Annotated in this window: 24 protein-coding genes; 14 read left to right on the forward strand and 10 right to left on the reverse strand. The window is 63.3% G+C overall.

Annotated elements, in window-relative coordinates; genetic code table 11:
* Nucleotides 1-170: 170 nt before the first annotated feature.
* Complete coding sequence (locus tag R9B85_RS02640) at nucleotides 171-1,400, reverse strand: acyl-CoA dehydrogenase (protein WP_112252755.1); 1,230 nt, start codon at nucleotides 1,398-1,400, stop codon at nucleotides 171-173.
* A 140-nt stretch (nucleotides 1,401-1,540) separates the two neighbouring features.
* Here R9B85_RS02640 and R9B85_RS02645 point away from each other — a divergent pair, with 140 nt between their 5' ends.
* Nucleotides 1,541-2,467, forward strand: a complete 927-nt coding sequence (locus R9B85_RS02645; protein ID WP_112252756.1) for a LysR family transcriptional regulator — start codon at nucleotides 1,541-1,543, stop codon at nucleotides 2,465-2,467.
* A gap of 194 nt (nucleotides 2,468-2,661) precedes the next feature.
* Nucleotides 2,662-3,816, forward strand: a complete 1,155-nt coding sequence (locus R9B85_RS02650; protein ID WP_112252757.1) for a cysteine desulfurase family protein — start codon at nucleotides 2,662-2,664, stop codon at nucleotides 3,814-3,816.
* A 7-nt stretch (nucleotides 3,817-3,823) separates the two neighbouring features.
* Here R9B85_RS02650 and R9B85_RS02655 read toward each other — a convergent pair whose 3' ends face one another.
* The 3 genes from R9B85_RS02655 to nfsB form a co-directional block, all read right to left on the reverse strand.
* Nucleotides 3,824-4,261, reverse strand: coding sequence for an RES family NAD+ phosphorylase (locus R9B85_RS02655; protein WP_015270851.1), 438 nt, complete (start codon nucleotides 4,259-4,261; stop codon nucleotides 3,824-3,826).
* Complete coding sequence (locus R9B85_RS02660) at nucleotides 4,258-4,707, reverse strand: antitoxin Xre/MbcA/ParS toxin-binding domain-containing protein (RefSeq protein ID WP_207879609.1); 450 nt, start codon at nucleotides 4,705-4,707, stop codon at nucleotides 4,258-4,260. The genes R9B85_RS02655 and R9B85_RS02660 overlap by 4 nt, the downstream gene beginning before the upstream one ends.
* Before the next feature lie 150 nt (nucleotides 4,708-4,857).
* A complete protein-coding gene (gene nfsB / locus R9B85_RS02665; RefSeq protein ID WP_085624491.1) occupies nucleotides 4,858-5,511 on the reverse strand; it encodes an oxygen-insensitive NAD(P)H nitroreductase in 654 nt (217 codons plus the stop codon).
* A gap of 104 nt (nucleotides 5,512-5,615) precedes the next feature.
* Here nfsB and R9B85_RS02670 point away from each other — a divergent pair, with 104 nt between their 5' ends.
* Genes R9B85_RS02670 through R9B85_RS02680 form a run of 3 tightly spaced genes read left to right on the forward strand, consistent with a single transcriptional unit; the run spans nucleotide 5,616 to nucleotide 8,052 of the window.
* A complete protein-coding gene (locus tag R9B85_RS02670; protein WP_207879611.1) occupies nucleotides 5,616-6,539 on the forward strand; it encodes a LysR family transcriptional regulator in 924 nt (307 codons plus the stop codon).
* A gap of 47 nt (nucleotides 6,540-6,586) precedes the next feature.
* Complete coding sequence (locus R9B85_RS02675; protein WP_423770797.1) at nucleotides 6,587-7,417, forward strand: AraC family transcriptional regulator; 831 nt, start codon at nucleotides 6,587-6,589, stop codon at nucleotides 7,415-7,417.
* Between the two features lie 50 nt (nucleotides 7,418-7,467).
* Nucleotides 7,468-8,052, forward strand: coding sequence for a LysE family translocator (locus tag R9B85_RS02680; protein ID WP_112252760.1), 585 nt, complete (start codon nucleotides 7,468-7,470; stop codon nucleotides 8,050-8,052).
* A 57-nt stretch (nucleotides 8,053-8,109) separates the two neighbouring features.
* Here R9B85_RS02680 and R9B85_RS02685 read toward each other — a convergent pair whose 3' ends face one another.
* Entirely contained in the window at nucleotides 8,110-9,105 is a 996-nt protein-coding gene (locus tag R9B85_RS02685; RefSeq protein ID WP_085627414.1) for an IS110 family transposase, read from the reverse strand.
* Between the two features lie 388 nt (nucleotides 9,106-9,493).
* Nucleotides 9,494-10,693: a sugar transporter gene (locus R9B85_RS02690; protein ID WP_112252761.1), complete on the reverse strand. Its 1,200-nt coding sequence runs from the start codon at nucleotides 10,691-10,693 to the stop codon at nucleotides 9,494-9,496.
* Between the two features lie 204 nt (nucleotides 10,694-10,897).
* Between R9B85_RS02690 and R9B85_RS02695 the strand changes: the two genes are divergently transcribed.
* Nucleotides 10,898-12,217, forward strand: coding sequence for a hypothetical protein (locus tag R9B85_RS02695; protein WP_423770798.1), 1,320 nt, complete (start codon nucleotides 10,898-10,900; stop codon nucleotides 12,215-12,217).
* Between the two features lie 180 nt (nucleotides 12,218-12,397).
* Here the strand turns inward: R9B85_RS02695 and calA are convergent, their stop codons facing one another.
* Nucleotides 12,398-13,450, reverse strand: coding sequence for a vanillin reductase (gene calA, locus R9B85_RS02700; protein WP_215520650.1), 1,053 nt, complete (start codon nucleotides 13,448-13,450; stop codon nucleotides 12,398-12,400).
* Nucleotides 13,451-13,630: 180 nt separating this feature from the next.
* Here calA and R9B85_RS02705 point away from each other — a divergent pair, with 180 nt between their 5' ends.
* Nucleotides 13,631-14,536 carry an AraC family transcriptional regulator N-terminal domain-containing protein gene (locus R9B85_RS02705; RefSeq protein ID WP_423770799.1) on the forward strand — a complete coding sequence of 302 codons (906 nt, stop codon included), beginning with the start codon at nucleotides 13,631-13,633 and terminating at the stop codon, nucleotides 14,534-14,536.
* Nucleotides 14,537-14,865: 329 nt separating this feature from the next.
* Here R9B85_RS02705 and R9B85_RS02710 read toward each other — a convergent pair whose 3' ends face one another.
* Nucleotides 14,866-15,462 carry a TetR/AcrR family transcriptional regulator gene (locus R9B85_RS02710; protein ID WP_423770800.1) on the reverse strand — a complete coding sequence of 199 codons (597 nt, stop codon included), beginning with the start codon at nucleotides 15,460-15,462 and terminating at the stop codon, nucleotides 14,866-14,868.
* Nucleotides 15,463-15,554: 92 nt separating this feature from the next.
* Between R9B85_RS02710 and R9B85_RS02715 the strand changes: the two genes are divergently transcribed.
* Nucleotides 15,555-16,151 carry an NAD(P)H-dependent oxidoreductase gene (locus R9B85_RS02715; protein WP_423770801.1) on the forward strand — a complete coding sequence of 199 codons (597 nt, stop codon included), beginning with the start codon at nucleotides 15,555-15,557 and terminating at the stop codon, nucleotides 16,149-16,151.
* Nucleotide 16,152: 1 nt separating this feature from the next.
* On the opposite strand, the gene thpR is transcribed toward R9B85_RS02715, so the two are convergent.
* Nucleotides 16,153-16,698 (reverse strand): RNA 2',3'-cyclic phosphodiesterase, encoded by a 546-nt coding sequence (gene thpR, locus R9B85_RS02720; RefSeq protein WP_423770802.1) that lies wholly within the window; start codon nucleotides 16,696-16,698, stop codon nucleotides 16,153-16,155.
* Nucleotides 16,699-16,804: 106 nt separating this feature from the next.
* Between thpR and R9B85_RS02725 the strand changes: the two genes are divergently transcribed.
* The 6 genes from R9B85_RS02725 to R9B85_RS02750 all read left to right on the forward strand — a co-directional run bounded on the left by R9B85_RS02725 (nucleotide 16,805) and on the right by R9B85_RS02750 (nucleotide 21,817).
* The gene (locus R9B85_RS02725; RefSeq protein ID WP_423770803.1) at nucleotides 16,805-17,608 is read left to right on the forward strand and encodes a hypothetical protein; all 804 of its coding nucleotides are present in this window, start codon (nucleotides 16,805-16,807) and stop codon (nucleotides 17,606-17,608) included.
* Between the two features lie 148 nt (nucleotides 17,609-17,756).
* Complete coding sequence (lpxO, locus tag R9B85_RS02730) at nucleotides 17,757-18,656, forward strand: lipid A hydroxylase LpxO (RefSeq protein WP_207878260.1); 900 nt, start codon at nucleotides 17,757-17,759, stop codon at nucleotides 18,654-18,656.
* A gap of 119 nt (nucleotides 18,657-18,775) precedes the next feature.
* Nucleotides 18,776-19,120 (forward strand): carboxymuconolactone decarboxylase family protein, encoded by a 345-nt coding sequence (locus tag R9B85_RS02735; protein ID WP_013973174.1) that lies wholly within the window; start codon nucleotides 18,776-18,778, stop codon nucleotides 19,118-19,120.
* Between the two features lie 78 nt (nucleotides 19,121-19,198).
* Nucleotides 19,199-19,768: a GNAT family N-acetyltransferase gene (locus tag R9B85_RS02740; RefSeq protein WP_112252766.1), complete on the forward strand. Its 570-nt coding sequence runs from the start codon at nucleotides 19,199-19,201 to the stop codon at nucleotides 19,766-19,768.
* A 79-nt stretch (nucleotides 19,769-19,847) separates the two neighbouring features.
* Nucleotides 19,848-21,059 (forward strand): serine/threonine transporter SstT, encoded by a 1,212-nt coding sequence (gene sstT, locus R9B85_RS02745; protein ID WP_252378348.1) that lies wholly within the window; start codon nucleotides 19,848-19,850, stop codon nucleotides 21,057-21,059.
* 110 nt (nucleotides 21,060-21,169) lie between these two features.
* Nucleotides 21,170-21,817, forward strand: a complete 648-nt coding sequence (locus R9B85_RS02750; RefSeq protein ID WP_112252768.1) for a YceH family protein — start codon at nucleotides 21,170-21,172, stop codon at nucleotides 21,815-21,817.
* A 4-nt stretch (nucleotides 21,818-21,821) separates the two neighbouring features.
* On the opposite strand, the gene R9B85_RS02755 is transcribed toward R9B85_RS02750, so the two are convergent.
* Nucleotides 21,822-22,010, reverse strand: a complete 189-nt coding sequence (locus R9B85_RS02755; protein WP_013973178.1) for a hypothetical protein — start codon at nucleotides 22,008-22,010, stop codon at nucleotides 21,822-21,824.
* Nucleotides 22,011-22,044 lie beyond the last annotated feature (34 nt).

The following is a 22,044-nucleotide window of genomic DNA, read 5'->3' on the forward strand; positions in this document are numbered from 1 at the left end:
CTCTGTGGGAGCGGCTTTAGCCGCGAAGAATCCAACGCGGTGCATGGCACCGGCTGCGCCGGTGTTCGCGGCTAAAGCCGCTCCCACAGGGTCCCTGCTAATTCAATGAGTTATGTGCAGTTCTATGAGAGCGGGCAAGCCCGCGAAGAGGCCGGAACAAGCCGGCAAAATCACCGCCCGCTACGCAACATCTCCGCCGGCACGTACTTGCCGATCTCATACTTGCCAATCGCCGCCCGGTGCACTTCATCCGGCCCGTCGGCCAGGCGCAAGGTGCGCTGCATGGCGTACATGTAAGCCAGCGGGAAATCGCCACTCACCCCCGCCCCGCCATGAATCTGGATAGCCCGGTCGATCACCTTCAGTGCCACGTTCGGCGCCACTACCTTGATCTGCGCAATCTCGCTGCGGGCCACCTTGTTGCCGACCGTGTCCATCATGTACGCCGCTTTCAGCGTCAGCAGCCGGGCCATGTCGATCTCCATGCGCGAGTCGGCAATCTTGTCGACGTTGCCGCCCAGACGCGCCAGTGGCCGGCCGAAGGCGGTACGCTCCACCGAGCGCTTGCACATCAGTTCCAGCGCGCGCTCGGCCATGCCGATCGAGCGCATGCAGTGGTGGATACGCCCCGGGCCAAGGCGCCCCTGGGCAATCTCGAAGCCACGGCCCTCACCGAGGATCACGTTCTCGTACGGCACCCGTACGTTTTCGAAGAGCACTTCGGCGTGGCCGTGAGGTGCGTCGTCATAACCGAACACCGGCAGCGGCCGGACGATTTTCACCCCGGGCGCATCGGTGGGCACCAGCACCATCGAGTGCTGCTGGTGGCGTGGCCCTTCAGGGTCGGACAGGCCCATGAAGATCATCACCTTGCAGCGCGGGTCGCAAGCGCCGGAGGTCCACCACTTGCGACCGTTGATTACCCATTGGTCACCGTCACGCACGGCAGTGGCGGCCATGTTGGTGGCATCCGAGGAGGCCACATCCGGTTCGGTCATGGCAAATGCCGAACGGATCTCGCCACGCAGCAGCGGCTCCAGCCACTGGCGCTTCTGCGCTTCGCTGCCATAGCGCACCAGCACTTCCATGTTGCCGGTGTCCGGCGCCGAGCAATTGAACGGCTCCGGGCCGAGCAACGAACGGCCCATGATTTCCGCCAGCGGGGCGTATTCCAGGTTGCTCAGACCGGCACCGTATTCCGATTCGGGCAGGAACAGGTTCCACAGCCCTTCGGCGCGGGCCTTGGCCTTGAGTTCTTCCATGATCGCGGTGGGCTGCCAGCGGTCACCCTCGGCGACCTGGCGCTCGAACACCGCCTCGGCGGGGTAGACATAGGCGTCCATGAACGCGCTGACGCGCTCACGCAATGCCTGGACCTTGGGCGAATAGGCGAAATCCATCGGGGCTACCTTCACGGTTCGAAGTACATGGGCCAGAGCCTAGAGCAGCATGTCCCCATCCACCTAGTCTATTTTCCGCGTGTATAAACATTCATAAGCGATATATGATCAACCCATAATTCCAACAAAGAGCGGCGCCCATGAACCTCAGCAAGGTCGACCTCAACCTGTTCATCGTGTTCGATGCTATCTACACCGAAGCCAACCTGACCCGCGCCGGGCAGATCGTCGGCATCACCCAGCCGGCGGTATCCAACGCCCTCTCGCGGCTGCGCGAAACATTCAATGACCCGCTGTTCGTGCGTACCGCGCAAGGCATGGTGCCGACGCCCATGGCGCAGAACATCATCGGCCCGGTGCGCAATGCCCTGGCCCTGCTGCGCACCTCGGTGCAGGAAAGCCGCATCTTCAACCCGCAACAGGCCAACAAGACCTTCCGCATCAGCATGACCGACCTGACCGAAGCGGTGATCCTGCCGCCGCTGTTCCAGCGCTTGCGCCGCCTGGCCCCGGCGGTGCTGATCGAAAGCTTTTTGTGCAAGCGCCGCGAGACCACCAAGGAACTCGCCGCCGGCCGCCTGGACTTCGCCATCGACGCACCGTTGAACACCGACCCGCAGGTGCGCCACGTCAAACTGATGCAAGACCGCTATGTCTGCGCCCTGCGCCAGGGCCACCCGCTGGCCGACAGCAAGTTGACCCTCGACAACTACCTGGGCATGACCCACATCCATATCTCCAGCCGCCGCAACGGCCTGGGCTATGTCGACCTGGCTCTGGGCAAGATGGGCGTGCAGCGCAAGGTCGCCTTGCGCTCGCAGCATTACCTGATGGCCTCGCAGGTGTTGCAGCAGACCGATATGGCGATGACCGTCCCCGAGCGCTTCGCCCGCCGCCATCAGTTGCGTTACCAGCCACTGCCGGTGGAGGTCCCTGCGCTGGAAACACACCTGTACTGGCACGAAAGCACCGATCAGGACCCGGCCAATCGCTGGATGCGCGAGCAAATCACCGAGTTGTGCGAACGTGTGGTGGCCGAGGAACAGAGGGCCTTGGAACCGTCCTGAGGATGGCTGACGAGGGGCCTTGCTTGCCTGCTTCTGGAGCGGAGAAAAAATTTCCACTTAAATGCCATTAGAGAGAAAATTTTCTTGCGTATCTTTTGAATAAGCGCACTGGAAGCGAAAAATATCTCTCAAGCAGCGGGTACGCTTGCTCCAACGATCGCCGATTTGACGGCGACAGAAACGGACCCGCCACAATGCCTAGCGCCCCGCTCTACTTCGACTACGCCGCCACCACTCCGGTCGACGACCGGGTCATCGAAACCATGCTCGCATGCCTTGGCAATCAGGCCAACTTCGGCAACCCTGCGTCCAGTGGCCATGCCTTCGGTCAGGCAGCCCGCCACACTGTGGAGCAGGCCCGCCAGCAAGTGGCCGAACGCGTTGGCGCGCAGGCCGGTGCATTGGTCTGGACCTCGGGTGCAACCGAGTCCAACAACCTGGCGCTCAAGGGCATTGCTCAAGGCCTCGACCAGCCCGGGCACCTGATCACCAGCCAGCTGGAACACAAGGCCGTGCTCGACACGGTGGTAGAACTGGAACGCCAGGGCTGGGCTGTCACCCGCCTGGCACCGGATGCCGCCGGCCTGATTCAGCCTGCTGCAGTGCAGGCGGCGCTGCGCGCCGATACCCGCCTGGTGTCGCTGATGGCGGTCAACAATGAGCTGGGCACGATTACCGACTTTGCCGCAATTGGCGAACAGGTACGTGCCCACGGTGCCCTGCTGCACGTGGATGCGGCGCAGGCAGTGGGCAAACTGGCCATTGACCTGGGCACGATGGCCGTGGACCTGATGTCGTTCTCGGCGCACAAGGTGTATGGGCCCAAGGGCATCGGTGCGCTCTACGTCGGGCCACGCGCTCGCACGCTGATGCGGGCGCAGATGCACGGCGGCGGCCATGAGCAGGGCCTGCGCTCCGGCACCCTGGCAACCCACCAGATTGCCGGCATGGGCAGTGCCTTTGCCCTGGCCGGCCAACCCGGCGACAGCGAACACCTGCGCCTTGAGCAACTGGCCAGGCGCTTGCGCGAAGGCCTGCTGGCCCTGCCCGGCGTTACCCTCAACGGCTGCGCCAAGCAACGCATTCCCCATACGCTGAACCTGTGTATCGACAGCAAGGGTTTCAACAGCGCGGCGCTGGCCAGCGAACTGGCGTTGTCAACCACCTCGGCCTGCAACTCGGCGAGCAATGCGGCCTCGCATGTGCTGCTCGCGCTGGGGCTGGATGAATGCCAGGCACGCAACAGCGTGCGCCTGAGCATCGGCCGCTTCACCAGCGAGGCTGAAGTGGACAAAGCGCTCGAAGTGTTTGGCCGGGTGCTGACAGCGGCGTCAGCGGCACTTTGGTGAAGCCGCCCTAGAACAGCCGGCTGTCCGGGGTGAAGTCCTCGACCTCGAGCCTGGCGCTGTTTGCCTGCGGATGGCGCGGGTTGAACAGGTAATTGGTGGTGCTGGGCATGATCGCGCTCGGCACCGGCAGCAGCAATGCCGAGCACTCATCCAGAAAGCGGTTGCCCAGGCCCCGAGTCAGTTCGGTCTGGCTTGACCAGCCAGGCTGCAAGGCGGGCAACTGCGCTTGCGAAACGGTATCGGGCAACTCGATACGCAGCAGCCGCATGGTGGTGGGGAAATCCTCAGGGTCGATCTCCAGGTGCACCAGCACCTCGAGCATCGCCCCGGCCGGGCTGGTGGCTGCATACACCACTGGCCGGCCCGCCTGGTGCCAGCGGCCGCTGACACGCAAGCCGCCTGTTCCGCTCAAGTCTGCATAGGCGCTGATACGCCACAGAATCACAGGCCGAAGCCCTCGGCGATCTGCAGCAACATCTCTTCGACCTGGGTGGTGCCCTGCTGGGTAGTGAGCATCTGCATCGGCGTAAGCCCCGAGAAGCGCTCCTTGGGCTTGGACAGCCAGCGCTTGGCCTTGCCTGCCTCACCGAACACGGCTTCGGCCATGGCGGTGATATGGGCCGAGCGGAACAGCCGGTCACTTTCTTCCACGGTCAGTGGCTGGTCACGTTCAATGCGGGTTTTCAGTGTGCGCAAGGGAATGATCTGGTCACGCTCCACAGGGGTGAACACGCCGAGTTCGGTCAGTTTCACCAGCCAGGTGGCAGCGAAGCCATCGGTGATGCGGGTGTGGATTTCGAAGTCACTGGCGAGTTCGGGGATTTCCAGCAGTGCATGCAGGCGCGCCCGGTACTCGTGGTAACCGTTGTCGCGAAGCACTTCGGCAAGCATGGCTCTCTCCTTTCCGGCGTTTGCCGACAAGTATGCGGCATATGCCGGACATATGCCAGTTCATGAGGCCTGTGAAAGTCTTGAAGGCGATGCCATCCTGTAGGAGCGACCTTGCGTCGCGAAAGGGCCGCAGGGCGGCCCCGGGCAATCTCACAAGAAGGTGAACACCTGCGAAGCCGGCAACCGCGACTTGTTCAAGCCAGCGTTGAAGTCCGTCTCGCTGCGATACCCCAGGCTGAGAATGACCACACTGGTGAACCCACGCTCGCGCAAGCCCAGCTCGGCATCGAGGACCTTGCTGTCGAATCCTTCGATCGGCGTGGCATCCAGCCCATGTGCTGCAGCCCCCAGCAAGGCAGTACCCAACGCCAGGTAGGTCTGCTTTTCCATCCAGTGCTGCACGTCCTTCTGATCAAAGCGGTGCAGGTCGACGTAGTGCCGGCGGCTCTGGTTTTGCCCGGCACGCGCCTGATCATCGCGGAAGCGGCCATCGGCAGCTTCCTGGTCGAGCACGGCATTGAGGTGCGCTTCGGTCATCTCGGTGCGGGTGCAGAACACGATCACATGCGAGGCATCGAGGATCTTCGGCGAATTGTAGGCATAGCGCTCTGTGGTGCTCTTGGCCAGGCGGGCCTTGCCTTCGGCGCTGTCGGCAACGATGAAATGCCACGGCTGCGAGTTGACCGAGGACGGGCTGTGGCGCAGTTGCTCGAGCAGAGCATCAACAGTGGCCTGGGGAATACGGCGCGAGGCATCGTAAGCTTTGGTGGTGTAACGGCGCTTGGCCAGCGAGACGGTATCCATGCAACAACTCCGGGAATGAACAGGGGATTTGCCAAGCATCTTATCTTTCCTGCAGAAAAGAAAAACCGGCACAATGGAGCAACACTTTCATCCCAGGAGTGAAAATGCTGCGCATCGCCGACCTCGAACTGTTCGTCCGCAGCAGCGTGCTGGGCAGCTTTACCGCCGCCGCCCACGAGGCTGAACTGCTGCCGGGCCAAGTGGCCGCCGCGATCAAGCGCCTGGAGCGCGACCTGGACGTGCGCCTGTTCGCCCGCACCACCCGCAGCCTGCGCCTGACCGCCGAAGGCGAGTTGTACCTGCCGACTGCCCTGAATGTGCTGGAGAGCCTGCGTCAGGGGCGTGAAGACCTGCATGGCAACGCCAACACCCTGCGCGGCACCCTGCAGGTATCGGCACCGTCCGACTTGGGCCGCAACATGTTGCTGCCGTGGTTGAGCGCCTTCCGTCGCGAGCACCCGGCCTTGCACCTGCGCTTTCTTCTGTCCGACCAGATCGCCGACCTCAACCGCGACCCGGTAGACGTGGCGATCCGTTATGGCCTCAACCAGGACGCCAACTACATTGCCCTGCCACTGGCCGACTGGAACCGCCGGGTGCTGGTGGCCGCGCCCGACTACCTGGCCCGTAATGGCCGCCCGCTCACGCCCGATGCCCTGCAGCAGCACGCCTGCCTGCTGTACATGCAGCACAACCGGGTCTACGACAAGTGGCGAGTGGGCAACCGCACCGTGCAGGTGCGCGGGCCACTGGTCAGCGACGATGCCGACGTGATCCGCCGCCTGGCCTTGCAGGGCGAAGGCATTGTCTACAAGTCGTGGCTGGACGTGAGCGCCAACATCGCCGCCGGCGAGCTGGAAATCATCCTCCCCGAGCACCTCGGTGAACCCGCACCGGTCACCCTGGTGTGCCCGCACCGCAAGCAGCTCACGCCCGCGGTGGCGCAACTGCACCTGTGGCTGCGCGAACGCTTCGAAGCCTTGCGCAACCGAGCGCTGACCAACGGCTGCACAATCGTTCCAGACTGAGCCTGGCCACTGCGCTAAGGTAGCGATTTCTGCCACGGCACGCCCCCATGAGCAACTGGATCGACCTCAAGCAAGACGCCGACACCGGCATCGAGTCGGTCCGCGCGCATTTCGTCGGGCATGCCTACGACCCGCACTGGCACGACAGCTTCCTGGTTGGCGTTACCGAGCAAGGTGTGCAGCAATTCGATTGCCGGCGAGTACGCCATCGCAGCACGCCGGGGCACGTATTTCTGCTGGAGCCCGGTGAAATCCATGACGGCCATGCGCCCACCGAGGACGGCTTCACCTATTCGACCCTGTACCTGGAACCCACCTGGGCGGACAGCCAACTGCGGGCACTGTTCGAACACGCGCCGGGCGACAGCCTGCCCAGCTTCGCCGATACCTTGTGCCACGATGAGCGCCTGGCGCGTGCCACTGCCCTCGCCTTCCAGGCCGTGCATACCCAGGACTTGCGCATAGTCCGGCAGACGGCCATGGACGACCTGCTGACCTGCCTGACCCGCCACCTGCACTGGCGCCGACGCCTGAACCCGGACCCGCGCCTACCGCTGACCGCGCAGCGCGCGCGGGATTACCTGCACGCCAACCTGGAGCGCGACATCGGCCTGGAAGACCTGGCCCAGGCCTGTGGCATCGACCGCTTCCGCCTGACCCGCGCGTTCAAGGCCGCATTCGGCCTGGCGCCACATGCCTATCTGATCCAGCTGCGCCTGGCCCGGGCGCGGCGCCTGCTCGCCCGGGGCCAGACACCCACCGAAGTGGCAATGGCCCTGGGCTTTGCCGACCAGAGCCACCTGGGGCGCTGGTTCCGCCGTGCCTACCAGCTGACCCCGGCCGACTACCGCAGGCGCTGCTCAAACCTTCCAGACTGAAAGGCTGCGGGCAGCGAGCATGGTGCTTCGTTTATCCGGAGCCCTTGATCATGTCGCAGTCGTTGTTGCCCTTCATCCTGTTTGCCCTGGTGTCCAGCATCAGCCCGGGGCCGACCAACCTGTTGATACTCGCCCATGGCGCCCGCGTTGGCCTGCGCGCGAGCCTGGCGCCGATCGTGGCGGCCTGCGGCGCAGCAGCGGCGATCGTGCTGATGGTGGGCCTGGGGCTGGGTGAACTGCTGCTGCGCCACCCGCTGGCCCAGCAGTTGATGAGCTGGGCCGGGGTTTTGTGGTTGAGCTGGCTGGCGTGGAAGATGCTGCGCAGTGCTGCCGCCCCGCTGCAGGCGGCCACGGCGCAAGGCTTCAGTGCACTCAGTGCGGCCTCGTTGCAGGTGGTGAACCCCAAGGTGTGGTTGATGGCCGTGGCGGTGGTCGGAGTGTTTGCCGCGCCGTCGTTGCCGGTATGGCAACTGGCGCTGGTGTTCTTGCTGATTGCCCTGCCATGCATGGCGGCGTGGGCGCTGCTGGGGATGGGCAGCGCGCGATGGTTGCAGGCACCGCGGCGGTTGCGGGTGTTCAACCAGGTGTTGGCGGGGGTGTTGTTGATTTCTGCGTGGGCTGCTGTACTGGCTTGAGCCTGAAACAGGTGTTCCCACAGGCCTGCAGAGAGCCTGTAGATACTCTGTTGGCGGTCAAGCTTTTCTGAGGTGTTCAGAGCTGAAAAGCTTGGCCGTATCAAATGGCTCATCCCCGCGCATGCATGCCCAGATGCCTGTCAGGTACTTGCGCATGACAGCAGCGATAGCCTGCATTTTCTTCTTGCCCCTGTTGACCAACGACTCGTAAAAAGCCTTCGCATAAGGGTCGCAGCGCACTGCGGTCAAGGCAGGCATGTACATGGCTGCCCGTAGATAAGCATTCCCACTTTTGCCGAGTCTGCCGGGCTTATCAATGCTCGTTCCCGATTGGGTCTGTCGAACATCGAGACCCGCGTGGCGAGCTACCTGCGAGGACTTGAGTATTTGAGGAAGGATGGTCAGTTCAGCCAATGCCGCAAGTGCCGAGACTTCTCCCATCCCAGGCCCTGCGAGCAGCTGCTTGTACTGCCGAGTAAGCGTCGGACACTGGGCGACCAGCTCGCGGCCCGCCTTACGAAAGCGCTCAATTCGATTATCCAGTGAAGCAATCGCTTCCTCCTGATCCTCGATCAGCATCGACACGGTTGTAGCGGTCGCCTGCAATGCATGCAGTTCGTTCTTCGCCCTTGTACGATGCCCCACCAAACGATTGATGTGTCGCCCCAGAGCCCTCAGCTCAAGCTGCACAAGGCTTGGAGGTGTCCACAAGCGCGGTGTCATACGCTCGCCGTACTCGGACAGCAGTTGAGCATCTATTGCATCGGTCTTGCTGTTCACCAGCATTAGTTTGGCGAAATTGTGGAAGCTCTTGGGGTTGATCACGGATACAGGGAGGTCAGCCGCATGTAGCTCAAGGGCCAAGTCCAGGTAATAGATTCCGGTCGCCTCCATCACGATCGACTTGGGTTTGAGTGCCAGCAGCTTTTTCACCGCAGCCTTACGGCCTGCAGGGGTTTGAGCGATATCCCACTGTCCGGCCGGACGCCCATCTTTACGCACCCCAACGACCGAAGTACGTGAGCCGATATCGACGCCAACCCAGACACTCATTTCTTCCCTCTCCAAGCGAGTTAGGTAACAATGGCCTCCGGTTCCCCGACCTCGAACTTCATGCTGCTGCAACCTTGTAATGCGAAGTCCGACTTGTCGGCTTCTCGATACTCTTCGCAGTGGGCAATGAGGCGGGGGGCCTCTCTACATACAAGGTCAGGGGCAATGCCTGCCTTCAGGAGCGATCGGCCTCCCCGGAAGTGCTTCTTCAGCCCGACGAGAATAACCTCTCCCGCTAGGCCAGACACAACATACAAGGAGCGGCCTTGTGTCGCGATGGGGCGCGCAGCGGCCCCCGGCGATATCCGTTGTAACGCTGAAATCCGGGGCCGCTGCGCGCCCCATCGCGACACAAGGCCGCTCCTACAAAGAACGCGCCAGCCCCAGATCAGTGCGTCAGCGCCTCGCGGAACCGTCGGGTGCTGGCAACGGCCAGCAGCAACCCGGCCACCGCCACACTACCGCCCACCAGGCCGATATCCGCCACATCCGACTGGCTGCTGACGATACTGCCCAGCAAGGCGCCACCGCCAATGCCGATGTTGTAGATTCCCGAGAACAGCGCCATGGCCACATCGGTGGCATCGGACGCCAGCTTCAGGGTCTTGGATTGCAGCGACAGGCTGAAGCTGAGGATTGCCACCCCCCAGAACATGCTCAATGCAGCGAACATGTAGAAGTTGCCCGACAGCGGCAACAGCAGCAACAGGCACGCCGCCAGCAGGCCGATCGAGCCCACCAGGAAGCCATGTGGGAAGCGGTCGCTGTAACGGCTGAACAGCAACGAGCCGAACACCCCGGCACCGCCGAACAGCAGCAGCAACAGCGTGGTGCGCTCACCGCCTATCTGCGCCACGTGCAGGGCGAACGGCTCAATGTAGCTGTAGGCGGTGAACTGCGCGGTAATCACCAGCGTCACCAGCACATAGGTGATCACCAGCGCAGGGCGCTTGAACAGGATCGGCAGGCTGCGCAACGAGCCCGAGTTCTGGCTGGGCAGCAGCGGCAGCGACTTCATCAGGCACAGCATGGTCGCCAGCGCCACCCCGGCAATGCTCAGGAAGGTGATGCGCCAGCCCAGCGCTTCGCCCACCACGCGGCCAAGCGGGATGCCAAGGACCATGGCCAGGGTGGTGCCGGTGGCCAGCAGGCCCAGCGCCTTGGCCTGCTGACCCGGCGGCGCCACGCGTACCGCCAGGGAGGCGGTGATGGCCCAGAACACCGCATGCGCCAGGGCAATACCGATACGGCTGACCAGCAACATGGCAAAGCTCTGTGACAACCACGACAGCATATGGCTGACGATGAACACCAGGAACACGAACAGCAACAGCCGCCGCCGCTCGATGTTGCGGGTCAACAGCATCATCGGCAGCGAGGCCAGCGCCACCACCCAGGCGTAGATGGTCAGCATCAGGCCGACCTGCGCGGTGCTCATGTCGAAGCTGCGGCCGATGTCGCTGAGCAGCGCCACCGGGACGAACTCGGTGGTGTTGAAGATGAAGGCCGCCAGGGCCAGGGCAACGACGCTCAGCCAGCTGCCGCTACCCGCCGTGGGTGGCATGTTGGTGGGTATGGGTCCGTTCATGGGTGAAAACCGCTTCTCCGCAGGCATGGCAACAGGACGCACATCAGCCACCCGCGTTCCGGGGTGTCGATGCACGCTTTGTTATTTGAAGGAATGCCCGGCATGGTACGCGTCAAGCCGGGGGCTCACAACCGCGAGGCGGGCAGAAGGAGTAACATGCGCGCTTTGTGCGAACGCGTATGCAACAAGGAGCCCGATCCGCTCATGGACCAGCAGCACTCCCAGCAGCAACAGTGGCAGCAGGCAATCACCGCCTATGCCCAGGCCGTCAACGACTATGTCGCGCAGGGCCGCGCGCAAGGCTGGGATGACCTCGAAGAGCCCCTGCCACAAGCCACCGAGCATTTGCTCGATGCCTGGCTGCAAGCCCTGCAGGCAGCCAACCGGCCTGGCATCGAAGCCTCCGAGCAGCAAGCCTTCCGCGAAGCCTGGCCGCCCGCCCACCACCCGTTGCTGCCGCTGATCAAGGAGCACGGGCAAGGCATTGGCAATGTCCTGCTGCTGGAGGACGGTAGCCTGCTGGCTCGCATCGGCATGCCGCATGACAAGGGCCAGGTGGTGCGCATTGACAACCTGGGGGTGACCCCGGTGATCGGCGTCGATCACTTCGGCCGCTGCCCGGCCCGCCGCTATTTCGCCCTGGCCAATGCCGAAGGCATACGCGTGACCGATGGCTGGGGCGGCCCGCAGGTGCTGCGCCTGGCCTGGCCCACGGGGCTGGAGGGGTTGCCGCCGGGTTACCCGTTCGAGCCATTCGACCTGCCGCCCACACCGACCACGTTGATTCCCTTCCCGGATGGCCAGCGGGTGCTGCTGGTGAGTGCCGAGGGTATCTTCCTGCTGACGCGCCACGGCGCGACCCGCCTGCTGCCGCACCAGGTGCGAGTGCTCGACGAGCTGGACGAAGGCACCGACCCCGACGACATCAGCCTCGGGCTGAGCATGGAGCACGGTGCGGTATCGGTGGATGGCCGGTTGATCGTGGTTGGCGAGCAAGGCAGCCGTCACCTGGTGCTGGATGACCAACTCAAACCCGTGGCGGCGATCGGCCCGGCCAGCGAGTATCCGCACTTTGCGCTGTTCAACCGCGCGGGTGACCAGTTGATAGTCAATGCCTGCCATTTCTACAGCGGTGCCACGCAGGCCGTCAGGGTGGCCGACTTGCCGGGGCTGGATACCGACTACTACAGCCAGGACCCGCGTACCCCGCTGGTACAGGATGGCGCACGGGTGTATGCCGGCGTGGCGCGCGACGGTGAGTATATCGTGGGGGATGCCTATGGTTACCTGCGCGCATTTGGCGAGGATGGCGTGGAGCATTGGCAGCATTACCTGGGGTCGACCATCAGTGCGCTGGATATCAGTGCGGACGGGCGTACGCTGGTCGCGGCGAGCCATGCCGGGTTCGTTTCGGTGATTGCCCTGGACAGCGGGCGGCCGGCCTGGCAGATCGGTACCGGGGCGCATGGCGAGGTACGGCGGTGGTTGTTCTGGAAAGGCTGGGACAGGGCATTGGCCTGGTAACAGATCCAGCTTCTTCATTTCCTGTACCGGCCTCTTCGCGGGTGAACCCGCTCCCACAGGGAACATCACAGACGCCAAGGTCTGTGCAGTCCCTGTGGGAGGGTTCAACACAGACCCTGAAACCTGCACGATACCTGTGGGAGCGGGTTCACCCGCGAAGAGGCCGGTACAGGCAACCAATCAGCCCTGCAAAGTGGCCATGTCGATGACGAACCGGTACTTCACATCCCCGGCAATCATTCGCTCAAAAGCCTGGTTAATATTGCGGATATCCAGCAACTCGATATCACAACGAATCGCGTGCTCGGCACAGAAATCCAGCACTTCCTGTGTCTCGGCAATACCACCGATCAACGACCCCGCCAGCACCCGGCGCTTCATCACCAGATTGGCCGCATGCACTGCCGGGTCGATCGGCTCGATCAGGCCGACCAGGATGTGCACACCATCGAATTTCAGGGTTTCCAGGTACGGATTGAGGTCGTGCTGCACCGGGATGGTGTCGAGCAGGAAGTCGAAATGGCCCGCTGCGGCGCGCATCTGCTCGGCATCGGTGGACACGATCACATGGTCGGCGCCCTGGCGGCGGGCTTCCTCGGCCTTGGCCTGGGAGCGGGTAAACAAGGTCACTTCGGCGCCCAGGGCCTTGGCCAGCTTGATAGCCATGTGGCCAAGGCCGCCCATGCCGAGGATGCCGAGCTTGTGGCCAGGGCCGACACCGTGGTGCTTGAGTGGCGAATAGGTAGTGATGCCGGCACAGAGGATTGGCGCGGCGCTGGGCAGGTCCATGCCGGCCGGGATGCGCAGCACGAAGTGCTCGCTGACCATGATGCTGCTGGAGTAACCGCCCATGGTGTTGCTACCGTCGACCCGGTCCGGGGTGGCGTAGGTCATGGTCGGCCCTTCCAGGCAGTATTGCTCCAGGTCCTTGGCACAGGCTTCGCAGTGGCGGCACGAGTCGACCATGCAACCAACGCCAACCAGGTCGCCGACCTTGTGCGCGGTCACTTTGTCGCCCACTGCGGTGACGCGGCCGATGATTTCGTGGCCAGGCATCAGCGGGTACACGGCAATGCCCCATTCGTTGCGCGCCTGGTGAATGTCAGAGTGGCACACGCCGCAGTACAGGATATCGATGGCGACGTCGTCAGGGCGCGGGCTGCGACGTTCGAAGGTCATGGGAGCCAGAGGGCTGGTGGGGGTCTGGGCGGCGTAACCGATGGCGGTATACATGCAGGGCCTCGCTATGAAGTGAAACGATTCAGGCGGCGCATTCTGCGCGCCATGCGCCGCCTCGCCCACGGCTGATTCTCCGGCATGCATGCCTTATTCTCCGAAGATGCCATGCAGCACCTGGCACCGAGCACTCATTCTGCGATGATTAGGCTGTCTGATCCTCTGCCCAGGTCCATCATGCAGCTGACCCGCCACGTCGACGCCAATGCGCCGCTTTGCACACTTATCCGCAGACTCGCCACACATCCGGGTTTCGTGCCCACGCACCTGCCCCAGGTGCAGGTGCTGAGCTGGGACCACTATGTGGCCAGTAGCCCACAGATCTACGAACCCAGCCTGATGATCCTGGCCCAGGGCAGCAAGCTGGCGCGCCTGGGGCCGCGTACCCTGGAGTACGGCGCCGGGCATTACCTGGTTCAGGCATTATCGGTGCCGTTCATGTGCGAAACCTTCGCCACCCCCGAAGCACCGTTGCTGGGCGTGGCAGTGGACATCGACCGCGGCGTGCTGGGCGAACTGGTGCAAAGCATGGCCCTGGCGCCCGACACCGCGGTGCAGGCGCAAACCCCGCAGTCGATGACCTCGGCAGCACTCGATGCGCCGATGCGCGAAAGCGTGGAGCGGCTGCTGTTCTGCCTGCAGGACCCAGTAGACGCCAGGGTGCTTGGCCCGGCGCGGGTACGCGAGGTGCTGTACACCGCCTTGCGCGGTCCACAGGCGGGCGTTTTGCGGGCCTTGGTGGAGCAGCAAGGGCACTTCGCCCGTATCGGCGCCGCCCTAGCGCACCTGCGCGAGCACTACACCGAGCCGCTGAGCGTCGAAGCGCTGGCCGCGCGCGCCAACATGAGTGTTTCGACCTTTCACGAGCACTTCAAGCGCTGCACCGACATGGCACCGATGCAGTACCTCAAGCGCCTGCGGCTGCTGAAGGCGCAGCAGATGCTGATCGGCGAAGGCCTGGGGGTGGCGCAGACCGCGCACCGGGTGGGGTACCAGAGCACCTCGCAGTTCAGCCGCGAGTACAAGCGCCAGTTCGACCGCAGCCCGGGGGATGAATTGCCGTCCCGGAGCCTGCCGGTGTGATCGCCTGCCCTGGCCTCATCGCCGGCAAGCCAGCTCCCACAGGGATTGCACATGGCTTGAAACCGATGCGGTCGATGTGGGAGCAACTGTCTTGGATATCTCTATCAAGCCAGCACTGGCCCTTGTAGGAGCGGCCTTGTGTCGCGATGGGCCGCGCAGCGGCCCCGGCAATCTTTGTTGCGAAGCTGAAAACCTGGGGCCGCTTCGCGCCCCATCGCGACACAAGGCCGCTCCTACAGGTATTTGCACATGGCTTGAGGCTGGTGTGGTCCAGGTGGAGCTGGCTTGCCGGCGATGGGCTGCAGAGCAGCCCCGGCACTCTCAAGGCTTCATTGCCGCTCGACCATCGCCACTATCGCTGCCTGCAATTCGGCCTTGGCCTGCCACACCTCCAACTCCCCCGCCGCAGCCGCCTGCGACAAGGCATCCGCCGCGCCCACCAACAGGCGCATGCCCGCCACCCCAATCTCGCCACTGGGCGAAAAACCGGCCAGCGCCTCGCGGCATTTGTCCAGAAACGGCTGTTCATAGGCCCGCTTGAGCGCCTCCATTTCCGGCGACCCGGCCAATGCCGCCGACACTCCGGGTATCTCCCGCCCCTGGCTCATCACACAGTCCACGTATGCCTCGGCAATCACACCGGCGCGGCTGGCCAGGCTGGCGTCACAATGCGCCAGTGCCTGCTCCAGCATCCGCGACTGTCGTGCATCGTATTGCTGATACAGCGCCACCAACAACCCGGTGCGGGTCTCGAAATGGTCATAGACCACCGGCTTGGTCACCCCCGCCTGCTCGGCCAAACGGCCCAGGCTCAAGGCATCAGTGCCCTCGTCCCGTACAAGCTGCCAGGCTACATCGAGCAACTGCCGGCGACGCTCGTCGCGGCTCAGGCGCTTGCGCGAGCGGGTTTGATCATCGCTTGACATCGCTTACCTACCAAAAGTAACTTACTAAACGTAACTTACCTTGAGTATATAGCGCTCCGGGTAGTCCTGCATCTCGTCTTGGAGACCCCGCCATGCACGCCCTGATCGTCGTCGGTCATCACGACCCGCAATCCCTCACCCATGCCCTTGCCCGGCAGATCGCCGACGGCCTGGCCAACACCGGCCACAGCAGCGAAATCGCCGACCTGGCAAGTGAAGGTTTCGACCCGCGTTTCGGCCTGGCCGACCACGCAGTGCACCGCAGGCAGGCAGCCCCGCCGACGGATGTACTCAGGGAGCAGGCGCGCATCGAACGCGCCGATGCGCTGGTGCTGGTCTACCCCATCTATTGGTGGTCACTGCCGGCCTTGCTCAAAGGCTGGGTCGAGCGGGTGTTCAGCAATGGCTGGGCCTTCGATTATGAAGAGGGCATCACCGTCAAGAAGCTGCGCGGCATGAAGGTGCACCTGGTCGGCGTCGCCGGTGCCGATAGCGGTACCTTCGAGCGGCATGGTTATGGCGAGGCAATGCGCGTGCAGATCGAGCACGGCATTTTCGACTACTGCGGCGCCGAGGTACTCAGCTCCACCCTGCTGGACGACAGCGAAGGCGCAGCCCCGGCAGCGCATCTGCACACCGCACGCACGCTGGGCGAGCAGATGTTCGCAGACTGCGAGGCCATGGCCTGAATCAGCTCGACAGCGGCCATTGTGCCAATGGCCAGTAAGCACCCTTGCGCGACTCGTACAGTGTGAAATGGCGGGCGGTGAGGTAGAAATCCGGCGCGCTGCTGGCCTCTGGCGGCTGGCCGCGGTAATCCCTGGCCAGCGTCAGGTGCGGGCGATACTCACGGCCGGCCGCTTCCACCCCCAACGGCAGCAGCGCCTGCTGCAAGCTGTACACCAGTTGCAACAGGGCCGGTGGGGTCTGTTGCGCCTCCAGCACCAGGGCGCTGGCCCGCTGCCACACCTGCAAGCGGTCCAGTACCAGCCGCGGTGCTGCGGACGACACCGAAAGCTGGTCGACCGCCGCGCAAATTGCAGGCACCTGAGCGGTATCCACATCGCCCAGAAACAGCAATGTCACGTGGAAGTTGGTGGCTGGCACCGGCTTGCCGCTGCGCAGGTTCAAGCCACGTCGCCACTGGGCCAGGGCGCGACGCTGAGCCTCGCTGACCGGCAAGGCGAAAAACAACCGCTTGAATGGTTTTTCGATACGTCCGCTGACCGATGTCATCGTGCTGTTCCTCAAGGCGTCCATTGAGCAACTGGCAGTTCTACCAGTTTCGCGGGCAGCCCTCCCACCATACGCTGGAGCTTCCATTCACTATCTGGATACTGACATGAAAGCGCACCAGCACATTCAGAATACCGAGTCGTCCATGCAAGCAACGCTGAATTGGGATGGGCATGACCGGGAGTTCAAGACTAACGAATTAGATACAAATGTCAGTTTTGGCAACCGCACATTTCTCGGCGTTCAGTACACGGAGGGGTCGGATAGCGCTTATAGCTTCGTAGTCCTGAAAATCCCGGAACACCGCCTGGTTGAAGGCGCAGCCCTCACCATCGGTGCGGGCGAGGAAGCCGAGATCAGCGCCTATTTCGGTTCGACTTCGATTGATCGTTCAGGCTGGGCGACCGGGGGTGAAATCAAGATCACCCAGATGGATGAGACTTCCAAGGCATTCAGCGCAACATTCCACTACACCATCGAAGATCCCATGGGCCGCGTTGAAATTGTGAATGGCTCACTGTCCTTGTCGCTGGCCAACCATGCAAGGCACAACAGCGTTGGTACTGGCCGGGTTCAGGCTAAACTCGATCCGGTGATAATCCCGTCGCTGGGCAACCTTGACGCTTCAACCATCGCATTCAAGGATCTCCAAGACGGGCGCATCCGACTCCTCGCGACCCAGCACGTGGAGCAGGCTTCCCAGGGCATCTTGATGATGTTCAATGAACAACATGCACGCCTGTTCTATTTGATCGGCAATGTGATCCATGACATGGTGGGTGGCAGCCTGAAATACCAGTGGGACGTGCAGAAAAGGACCCTGACCGCCACATTCACTGATTATGTCGTTAGCTACAAAGGCATTGAGCACCGCATTACGGATGGCAGCATCGAGGTGACTCTGGCCTGATGCATCGCCATGCAGACCTCGGTACGGCGGTGACGCTTGTACCAAGGTCTGCCATCGCTGCGTAACATTCTCCTACAAAGCAACGGCTCGATTGTTTATGCTGGCGGGCTTAGCCATCACGCATGGCCATTACTTGACGTATCCGCCCATGAAAATCGCCTTAGTCCTCATCTTCGTCCTCTCGATCGCCTATGTTCACCTGCGCGGTCGCGTTCGCCACAAGCTGACCCGTCAGTTGGGCGACCACTCCAGCTTCCTGGCCCCGGTCAACAGCTTCCTGTACCTGTTTTCCAGGCACCCGGCCAAGCCATACCTGCCGGTAGAGGCCTTCCCCGAACTGCAGACGCTGCAGGACCACTGGCAGGAGATCCGCGAGGAAGCCCAACAGCTGCTGCATGTAGGCGAAATCAAGAAATCCGACAATTACGATGATGTCGGTTTCAACTCATTCTTCAAGACCGGCTGGAAGCGCTTCTACCTGAAGTGGTACGGCGAAAGCCACCCGTCGGCGATGACCCTGTGCCCACGCACCACCGAGTTGCTCAAAGGCATCGGTACGGTCAAGGCCGCCATGTTCGCCACCCTGCCGCCAGGCGCCAAGCTGGTGCGCCACCGTGACCCGTATGCCGGCTCGTACCGCTACCACCTGGGCCTGGACACGCCGAACGACGACGGTTGCTACATCGACGTGGACGGCGAGAAGTATTCCTGGCGCGATGGCGAGGGTGTGGTGTTCGACGAGACCTACATCCATTACGCGGCCAATACCACCGAGCACAACCGCATCATTCTGTTCTGCGACGTGGAACGCCCGCTCAAGTACCGCTGGGCAACCGCATTCAACCGCTGGTTCAGCCGCAACGTCATGGCCGCTGCCGCCGCACCCAACGATGCCGGCGACAAGACCGGTGGCATCAACCGGCTGTTCACCCGCATCTACAAGATCCGCGAACGTGGCAAGGCGCTGAAGAAGCGCAACCGCACGCGCTACTACCTGGAGAAGTGGGCGTTCGTCGCGGCCTTGGTGCTGATATTCATCTACATCTGATCGGTGTGGGAGCGCGCAGCCCAAGAGCCTGCGCGCAACCAACCAAAGTACAAGTCTCACACTTCCCACTCTTCGACTAGCCTGAAAGCTCCACTCGCAACCTCCCCAAGGTGAAGACGATGAGCATGATGGACTGGGACGCCTACCGTAAGCAGTTGATGGCCGGCATCGGCGATCTCAAGCAGCTTTCTCCTGACACCGTGGCCGGCTACATGACCGCCAGCGGCGCAGGGGCCAAGACCAACCACCTGGACGCCAAGACCCGCGAGCTGATCTCCCTTGCCGTGGCCGTGACCACACGCTGCGATGGCTGCATCGCCGTGCATTCGCAGCAAGCCGTCAAGCATGGCGCCAGCCGCGAGGAAATCGCCGAGGCCCTCGGCGTGGCCGTGGCGATGAACGCCGGCGCCGCGCTGGTCTACTCGGCACGTGCCATGGATGCGGTGGGCAAGGCCAACGGCTGAACGCAAATGGCGGCGCCGCCCTTGCGCGACGGCGCCGCGCCACCCAGACTGGGCGGCCCAGCCCTTGCAGGAACCCGCATGATCCACATCCGCCCAATGACGCCGGAAGATTTCGAACGCTTCTGGCCCACCTTCCAGGCCGTCGTACAGGCCCGTGAAACCTACGCTTTCGACCCGGCGCTCAGCTTCGATCAGGCCCGCCAGCTGTGGCTGGAACTACCCATGCGCACATTCGTGGCCGAGGAAGACGGCCAGATGCTGGGTTCGTATTACCTCAAGGCCAATGCCGCCGGGCCCGGTGGGCACGTGGGCAACTGCGGCTACATGGTCTGTGAACCGGCACGCGGCCGCGGCGTTGCGCGGTTGATGTGCGAACACTCACAGAAACAGGCACGCCAGGAAGGTTTCCTGGCCCTGCAGTTCAACTCGGTGGTAGCCACCAATGAGGTGGCAGTGGCGCTGTGGCACAAGCTGGGCTTCGATACCGTTGGCCGCTTGCCCAAAGCCTACCGCCATGCCCGCCTGGGGTTGGTGGACTGCCTGGTGATGTACAAGTGGCTGGCGGACGAGCCGGTAGTGGAGAAGCCGCCACTGCTGATCGGGCGCAAGAACATCGAGGCACGGGTGTCGCGGCGGCGCGGGCGCTGACTTCTTCAGGCCGCCCCTGCTCGACGAAGGTCTATGGTAAAGTCGCGCCCTTTTTGAACATGCCGGGATATCGCTGCACATGACCCCCATCCTCCGCTTCCTCAACCGCACCAGCCTGGTGACGCAAATCGTCATCGGCCTGATCGCCGGCATCGCCCTGGCCCTGCTTGCGCCCGCCATCGCCCGCGACATGGCCTTCCTCGGGAAAGTGTTCGTCAGCGCCCTGAAGGCGGTGGCACCCGTGCTGGTGTTCATCCTGGTAATGGCCTCGGTCGCCAACCACCGCCACGGCCAGGAAACCCATATTCGCCCGATCCTCTGGCTGTACCTGCTGGGTACCTTCAGCGCAGCAGTGGTCGCCGTGGTCGCCAGCATGCTGTTCCCGTCGAGCCTGGTGCTGAGCACCGGCGACGCTACGCTGAGCGCGCCAGGCGGTATCACCGAGGTGCTGCAGAACTTGCTGCTGAGTGCGGTCGACAACCCGATCAACGCCCTGCTCAACGCCAATTTCATCGGTGTACTGACCTGGGCCATCGGCCTGGGCGTGGCCCTGCGCCATGCCGGCGAAACCACCCGCACCGTGGTCGAGGACCTGTCCAACGGCGTGACCCTGATCGTGCGCGTGGTCATCCGCTTCGCCCCGCTGGGCATCTTTGGCTTGGTCAGCGCCACGCTGGCCCAGTCGGGCCTGGACGCCCTGCTCGGCTACCTGCACCTGCTGGCGGTGCTGATCGGCTGCATGCTGTTCGTGGCACTGGTGATGAACCCGCTGATCGTGTATTGGAAAATCCGCCGCAACCCCTACCCGCTGACCCTGCTGTGCCTGCGCGAAAGCGGTATCACTGCGTTCTTCACGCGTAGCTCGGCGGCCAACATTCCGGTCAACCTGGCCCTGTCGGAGCGCCTTGGCCTGCATGAGGACACCTATTCGGTATCGATCCCGCTGGGTGCGACCATCAACATGGCCGGTGCCGCCATCACCATTACCGTGCTGACCCTGGCGGCGGTACATACCCTGGGTATTCCGGTGGACCTGCCGACTGCCGTGCTGCTCAGCGTGGTGGCGGCCGTCTGTGCCTGCGGCGCCTCGGGTGTGGCCGGTGGCTCGCTGCTGCTGATTCCGCTGGCGTGCAGCCTGTTTGGTATCCCTAGCGAAATTGCCATGCAGGTGGTGGCGGTTGGTTTCATCATCGGCGTGCTGCAGGATTCGGCCGAGACGGCCCTGAATTCTTCGACCGATGTACTGTTTACCGCGGCGGCGTGCCAGGCCGAAGAGCAGCGTAGCGCTTGAGATTGCCGGGGCCCTGTGGGAGCGGGTTCACCCGCTCCCACAGGTGTCAATTGCCTAACGCGACGGCATTACCTACCCTAGTGGCCTTTCCCCAGCAATGAGACAGGGCCATGTCAGAACACGAAACCGCAGGCGAAGGCCGCTTCAACAGCATCGAGATCCGTATTCTCGGCTCGCTGATCGAGAAGCAGGCCACCAGCCCGGAAAGCTACCCGCTGACCCTCAACGCCCTGGTCCTGGCCTGCAACCAGAAGACCAGTCGCGAGCCGGTGATGAACCTCACCCAAGGCCAGGTCGGCCAGGCCCTGCGCGCCCTCGAAGGGCAAGACATGACTCGCCTGCAGATGGGCAGCCGCGCCGACCGCTGGGAACACCGGGTGGACAAGACGCTGGAACTGGTGCCGGCGCAACTGGTGCTGATGGGCCTGATGTTCCTGCGCGGGCCGCAAACCCTCAACGAACTGCTGACCCGCAGCAACCGCCTGCACGAGTTCGACGACACCGAGCAGATCCAGCACCAGCTGGAGCGCCTGATCTCGCGCGGCCTGGCGTTGCACCTGCCACGCCAGGCCGGCCAGCGCGAAGACCGTTACACCCATGCCTTGGGCGACCCGGCGGAAATCGAGGCCATCCTGGCCGCACGGCAGCAGGAAGGTGGGGCACGCAGCAGCGGCGCCAATGTGTCGGAAGAACGCATCGAAGCCCTCGAAGCCCGCATCGCGGCGCTGGAGGCACGCCTGGCCGAACTGGAAGGCTGAGCCGTCACGGCTCGGGGTCGGGGAAGTTGCGGCAGCTCTTGCGCTCGGCCAGCTCCCGGTCACTGGGGCGCTGGTCGACGAACACGGTGCGGCCGTCGGCGTAGATTTCCAGGTAGCCCCAGTGCAGGTCCTGCTCCTGCTGCCCGGGTTTTGGGGGGACTAGCCACCAGGGTTCGCGGCTGATCAGGGTCATGGGTGTGGTTCCTGAGAGGTCTATCGTAATCATA

This window comes from Pseudomonas sp. NLJ1 (assembly GCF_049486705.1).
Taxonomy (GTDB): Bacteria; Pseudomonadota; Gammaproteobacteria; order Pseudomonadales; family Pseudomonadaceae; genus Aquipseudomonas; species Aquipseudomonas inefficax.